The organism is Angustibacter peucedani, assembly GCF_054779595.1.
The window spans coordinates 1-5,155 of the sequence record NZ_BAAGXY010000102.1; the positions used below are offsets into that span (position 1 = coordinate 1).

Sequence of the window (5,155 nt, forward strand, 5' to 3'; positions counted from 1 at the left end):
CCCCCCCCCCCCCCCCCCCGCGTCATCGCACGCGTCATCGCAGCGGGGACGTCGCGATCGCGACCGGTTCGCTGCGACGACGGGTGCGATGACGCGCCGGCACGGCACGGGTGGGTGGTCGTAAGACCATCGCCCGATGGTGCCTGCCCGCGCCCGCACCGCACCGTGGAGCCATCGGGTCGGACGCACCGGCCCCCTGACGCCAGGAGGCGACGATGGCAGCACGCAGGCTCACCGCAGCAACGCTGGCCCTCGCCGCGGTCACCACGGCCGCGGTGGCCACCGCTGGTCCGGCCGCGGCCAAGGGCTCGGACGTCCGCACCAGCGGGTCCTGCTCGGCCGGCGGGCACTGGAAGCTCAAGGCGGGCGACGAGGGCTCGCGCCTGCAGGTCGAGTACGAGGTCGAGGCCGGACGTCGGGGCCAGCTGTGGGCCGTGACGATCAGCGACAACGGCACGACCGTCTACAAGGGCAGCCACCGCACTGCCGGCGCCTCGCCGTCGTTCGAGGTGCTCCGCCTGGTCACCGACCGCAGCGGCACCGACCACCTCGTCGGCTACGCCCGCAACACCACCACCGGCGCCACCTGCCGCGGCGTTCTCGCCATCGGCTGACGCCCGCGTCGGTCACAATCGATCCCAGGAAGGACCCCTGACATGAAGAAGACCACCCTGCTCTACCCGCTCGCCGTGGCCGTCGCGGTCGTGCCGGCCGCCACCGGCCTGCTCGGCAACGCCTCGTTCTCCCGCGACGTCCCGGTGCGGACGCCGGACAGCGCCCAGGTGCTGCGCACCAGCTCCCCGAGCACGACGAGCAGCCCGACGTCCTCACCGACGGCGACCGCCACGCACTCGCCGTCGTCCACCCACGACGCCGGTGACGACCACGGCCGCAACCGGGGCAGCGGCGGCAGCGGCGGCAGCGGCCGCGGCGGCGCCGACGACCCGGCCACCCACGACGCGAACGACGACCACGGCGGCACGCGCAGCGGGTCCGACGACCCGGCCACGCACGACGCCGGCGACGACCACGGCGGTTCGTCGGGCTCCGGCTCCTCGGGCTCCGGCTCCTCGGGCTCCGGCTCGGGCCGCGGCGGCAGCGACGACGGCGCGTCCCACGACGCCGGCGACGACCACGGCGGCAGCGGGAAGGGCTCGGGTGGCCACGGATCCGACGACTGAGCCGCTCCCCACGGCTCACGACCCCGCACCGGACGCCGGTGCGGGGTCGACCCCTGCCGCGAGCCCGGCGTGGGTCACGCTGTCGCGCCCCGAGCGCGTCGCCGCGCCCGAGCGCCCGGTGCGCGTGGGCCCGGTGCTCGCCCAGCTCGTCGCGGGCGTGCTCGTCGTGCTGGTCGTCGTCGGCGTGCTCGGCGCGCTCGCGGCCCAGCGGCTGGCCGAGCGCGAGGCGGTCAACGACGCGGCGACCACGGCCGACGTCCTGGCCGAGGCCGTGATCCAGCCCGCGGTCACCGACGCGCTGCTGACGGGCGACGCCAAGGCCGTCGCCGCGATGGACGCCGTCGTGCGCCAGCGGGTGCTCGGCCCCAACGTCGTGCGGGTCAAGATCTGGGGCACCGACGGCACCGTGCTGTACGCCGACGAGCCGCAGCTGGTCGGGCGGACGTTCGCGCTGGACGCCGAGCAGCGCGAGGTGCTCGCGTCGCCGCGCACCCAGGCCGAGGTCTCCGACCTGACCGCGGCCGAGAACGTGTTCGAGACCGGCGACCGCCTGCTCGAGGTCTACCGCCCGGTGTGGACGCCGACCGGCAAGGAAGCGCTGTTCGAGATGTACGCGCCCTACCAGTCGGTGGGGCAGCGGGCGAGCCAGCTCGGGCGCGGCTTCGCGGGCGTGACCCTGAGCAGCCTGCTGCTGCTGGTCGTGCTGGTCGTGCCGCTGCTCTGGCACCTCACCCGGCGCCTGCAGCGCGCCCAGGGCCAGCGCGAGCTGCTGCTGGAGCGCGCGGTCGACGCCTCGACCGAGGAGCGCCGCCGCGTCGCGGCCACCCTGCACGACGGCCCGGTGCAGGAGCTCGCCGCCACGTCGTTCGCCGTGGCAGGGGCCGCCGCGCGCGCCGACGCCGCCCACCAGCCCGAGCTGTCGCAGGAGCTGCAGGCCGCCGCGGGCAGCGTGCGCTCGAGCATCCGGGCGCTGCGCTCGCTGCTGGTCGACATCTACCCGCCGAGCCTGGCCGGCGCCGGGCTGGGTGCCGCGCTCACCGACCTGGCGCAGAGCCTGCGCGGACGGCAGGTCGACGTGCGGCTCGACGTCCCGCCGCCCGCCGAGCTGGCGCTGACCGCCGAGCAGGACCGGCTGGTCTACCGCGTCACGCAGGAGCTGCTGCGCAACAGCGCGCAGCACGCGGCGCCGTGCCGGGCCACCGTCACCCTGCGCCGCGACGGCGACCACGTCGTGCTCGAGGTGGACGACGACGGGCGCGGTTTCGACGTCGCGGCCCGGCTGGCCGAGCCCGAGGAGGGCCACTTCGGGCTCTCGCTCGTGGCGGACGTCGCGAGCACCGCAGGAGCAGACCTGGCCGTGGCGTCCGCGCCCGGCTCCGGCACCCGGTGGCGGCTCGTCGTCCCGGTGGAGGGGGAGGCATGACCACGACGGTGCTGGTCGTCGACGACCACCAGATGGTGCGCGCCGGGCTGGTGACGCTGCTCAGCGCGAGCGAGGACGTCGTCGTCGTGGGCCAGGCGGCCGACGGGCGCGAGGCGGTCGCGGCCGTGGCCGAGCTCGCACCCGACGTCGTGCTGATGGACCTGTCGATGCCGGTCATGGACGGCGTCGAGGCCACCCGCGCGATCACGGCCGCGTCGCCGTCGTCCAAGGTCGTGGTGCTGACGTCGTTCAGCGACCGGGCGCGCGTCAGCGAGGCCCTGGGCGCCGGCGCGATCGGCTACCTGCTCAAGGACTGCGAGCCGCCCGAGCTGCTGAGCGCGGTGCGGTCCGCGGCAGCCGGGCACGTCCCGCTCGACCCACGGGTGGCGCGCGTGCTGCTGCCGTCGAGCCCGGGCGAGCGCCCCGCCGACGCGCTCAGCGCGCGCGAGGTGCAGGTGCTGCGGCTGGTCGCGGACGGGCTGGCCAACAAGCAGATCGGCCGGGCCCTGGGCATCAGCGAGCGCACGGTCAAGGCGCACCTCGGCCGCGTGTTCCGGCAGATCGGCGTGGCCGACCGCACGAGCGCCGCGCTGTGGGCCCGCGACCACCTGGACGCCGACCCGGCCTGAGTTGAGGGCGGACGGCGGTTAGCGCCCCTGCTGCGCCACGGCCTCAGCCGCTGCGGCCGCGGCGTCCGGGTCGAGGTACTCGCCGCCCGCGACGAGCGGCTGCAGGTCGGCGTCGAGCCGGTAGACCAGCGGCATGCCCGTGGGGATGTTGAGCCCGGCGATGGTCTGGTCGTCGATGCCGTCGAGGTGCTTCACGAGCGCGCGCAGCGAGTTGCCGTGCGCGGCCACCAGCACCGTGTGCCCGTCGCGCAGGTCGGGCACGATCGCGTTCTCCCAGTAGGGGAGGAAGCGCTCGAGGACGTCGGCGAGGCATTCCGCGCGCGGCGCCGCGGCACCCAGGTCGGCGTAGCGGACGTCGTGCGCCTGCGAGAACTCCGAGTCGTCGTCCAGCGGCGGCGGGGGCACGTCGTACGAGCGGCGCCAGAGCATGAACTGCTCCTCGCCGAACTCCTCGAGCGTCTGCTTCTTGTCCTTGCCCTGCAGCGCGCCGTAGTGCCGCTCGTTGAGCCGCCAGCTGCGCCGCACCGGGATCCAGTGCCGGTCGGCGCCGTCGAGCGCGACGTTCGCCGTGGTGATGGCGCGCCGCAGCAACGAGGTGTGGACGACGTCGGGCAGCGGACCGTGGTCGCGCAGCAGCTCGCCGCCGTGGCGCGCCTCGGCCTCCCCCTTCTCCGACAGGGGGACGTCGACCCAGCCGGTGAAGAGGTTCTGGGCGTTCCAGGTGCTCTCGCCGTGACGGAGCAGGACCAGCGTGTGCGGCGCGTCGCTCATGCGGCAGAGCCTAGCGAGCCGCCTCGTCGTCGTCCGAGGCGAGCAGGTGGCGGAAGGCCTCGAGGTTGCGCGTCGACTCCCCGCGCGAGGTGCGCCAGGCCCACTCGCGCTTCATCGACGACAAGAACCCGATCGTCAGCAGCGGGTCGAACGAGGAGTCGGCGGTGTCGAGCAGGGCGCCCAGCAGCGCGTCGAGCGACTCCTGCGTCACCCCCACCAGCGGCAGCCGGCCGACCAGGTAGACGTCGCCCTCGCCGTCGACCGCGAACGCGATCCCCTGCAGCCGGGCGTTGCGCCGCAGCAGCCACCGGTGCAGCTCGGCCTCGTTCTCGTCCGGGTGCCGGATCACGAACGCGGACGCCGACAGCGAGTGGTCGCCGACCAGCAGCGACACCGTGGTGCGCAGCTTGTGCTCGCCGGGCAGCGTCGCCACGACCTCGCCGGGGCGACCGCCCAGCTCGTGGTCGACCTCGGACGCCGAGAGGGAGTCGAGCACGAGCTGCACGACCTCGTCCCGCGTCCGCGTCACGCGGCCGACCCTACCGACAGCACGGCGGAGTACGCCTGCTGCAGCCCCTCGACGGTGTGGTCCCAGCTGAACCCGGCGGCGTGCTCGACGGCGCCGCGGCCGAGCGCGAGCCGGCCCGCGTCGTCCAGCAGCAGCTCGCCGAGCCGGTGCGCCCAGGTGCGCGGGTCGTGGTCGGGCACCAGGAGGCCGCTGCGGCCGTCCGCGACCGCGTCGCGCAGCCCCCCGACGTCGGCGGCCACGACCGGCGTGCCGCACGCCTGCGCCTCCAGCGCGACCAGCCCGAACGACTCGCTGTACGACGGCACCGCCACGACGTCGGCCGCGCGGTACCACTGCACGAGCCGCTGCCCCGCGGCCGGCGGCTCGAACCGGGCGACGTCCGCGACCCCGAGCTCGCGGGCCAGCTGCACGAGGGACTCGGGCCGGGCCAGGCCCGACCCGCTGGGTCCGCCGACCACCGCGACCACGAGGCGAGAGCGCAGGTCGGGCCGCTCGGCCAGCAGCTCGGCCGCGGCGCGCAGCAGCACGTCCGGCGCCTTGAGGGGCTGGATCCGGCCGACGAACAGCAGCACCGCCGCGTCGTCCCGCACGCCCAGCGCGGCGCGGGCGTCGGCGCGCCCGG

The 5,155-nt window shown here is 75.7% G+C and carries 7 protein-coding genes; 4 read left to right on the forward strand and 3 right to left on the reverse strand.

Translation table 11 applies throughout. From position 1 onward, the window contains the following. The first annotated feature begins 215 nt into the window (after positions 1 to 215). From ACYVJ4_RS16040 to ACYVJ4_RS16055, 4 genes are read left to right on the forward strand one after another with little or no spacing between them, the layout of a single operon-like run. On the forward strand, positions 216 to 614 hold the full coding sequence (locus tag ACYVJ4_RS16040) for a hypothetical protein (RefSeq protein ID WP_460461144.1): 399 nt from the start codon (positions 216 to 218) through the stop codon (positions 612 to 614). A gap of 42 nt (positions 615 to 656) precedes the next feature. Next, the gene (locus tag ACYVJ4_RS16045) at positions 657 to 1,181 is read left to right on the forward strand and encodes a hypothetical protein (protein WP_460461145.1); all 525 of its coding nucleotides are present in this window, start codon (positions 657 to 659) and stop codon (positions 1,179 to 1,181) included. Further along, complete coding sequence (locus ACYVJ4_RS16050; protein ID WP_460461146.1) at positions 1,159 to 2,604, forward strand: sensor histidine kinase; 1,446 nt, start codon at positions 1,159 to 1,161, stop codon at positions 2,602 to 2,604. The genes ACYVJ4_RS16045 and ACYVJ4_RS16050 overlap by 23 nt, the downstream gene beginning before the upstream one ends. Then, a complete protein-coding gene (locus tag ACYVJ4_RS16055) occupies positions 2,601 to 3,233 on the forward strand; it encodes a response regulator (protein WP_460461147.1) in 633 nt (210 codons plus the stop codon). Before ACYVJ4_RS16050 ends, ACYVJ4_RS16055 begins: the two co-directional genes overlap by 4 nt. Before the next feature lie 18 nt (positions 3,234 to 3,251). Here the strand turns inward: ACYVJ4_RS16055 and ACYVJ4_RS16060 are convergent, their stop codons facing one another. The 3 genes from ACYVJ4_RS16060 to ACYVJ4_RS16070 form a co-directional block, all read right to left on the reverse strand. Next, entirely contained in the window at positions 3,252 to 4,004 is a 753-nt protein-coding gene (locus ACYVJ4_RS16060; protein ID WP_460461148.1) for a phosphoglyceromutase, read from the reverse strand. 10 nt (positions 4,005 to 4,014) lie between these two features. Then, the gene (locus ACYVJ4_RS16065; protein ID WP_460461149.1) at positions 4,015 to 4,533 is read right to left on the reverse strand and encodes a type III secretion system chaperone family protein; all 519 of its coding nucleotides are present in this window, start codon (positions 4,531 to 4,533) and stop codon (positions 4,015 to 4,017) included. Further along, a partial coding sequence (locus ACYVJ4_RS16070) for a glycosyltransferase (RefSeq protein WP_460461150.1) occupies positions 4,530 to 5,155 on the reverse strand: 626 nt, incomplete at its 5' end. The genes ACYVJ4_RS16065 and ACYVJ4_RS16070, both read right to left, overlap by 4 nt.

Bases quoted from the DNA above. Each gene is read 5' to 3' on its own strand.
- ACYVJ4_RS16040 (WP_460461144.1), top strand. From the start codon at position 216: ATGGCAGCACGCAGGCTCACCGCAGCAACGCTGGCCCTCGCCGCGGTC.
- ACYVJ4_RS16045 (WP_460461145.1), top strand. From the start codon at position 657: ATGAAGAAGACCACCCTGCTCTACCCGCTCGCCGTGGCCGTCGCGGTC.
- ACYVJ4_RS16060 (WP_460461148.1), bottom strand. From the start codon at position 4,004: ATGAGCGACGCGCCGCACACGCTGGTCCTGCTCCGTCACGGCGAGAGC.
- ACYVJ4_RS16055 (WP_460461147.1), top strand. From the start codon at position 2,601: ATGACCACGACGGTGCTGGTCGTCGACGACCACCAGATGGTGCGCGCC.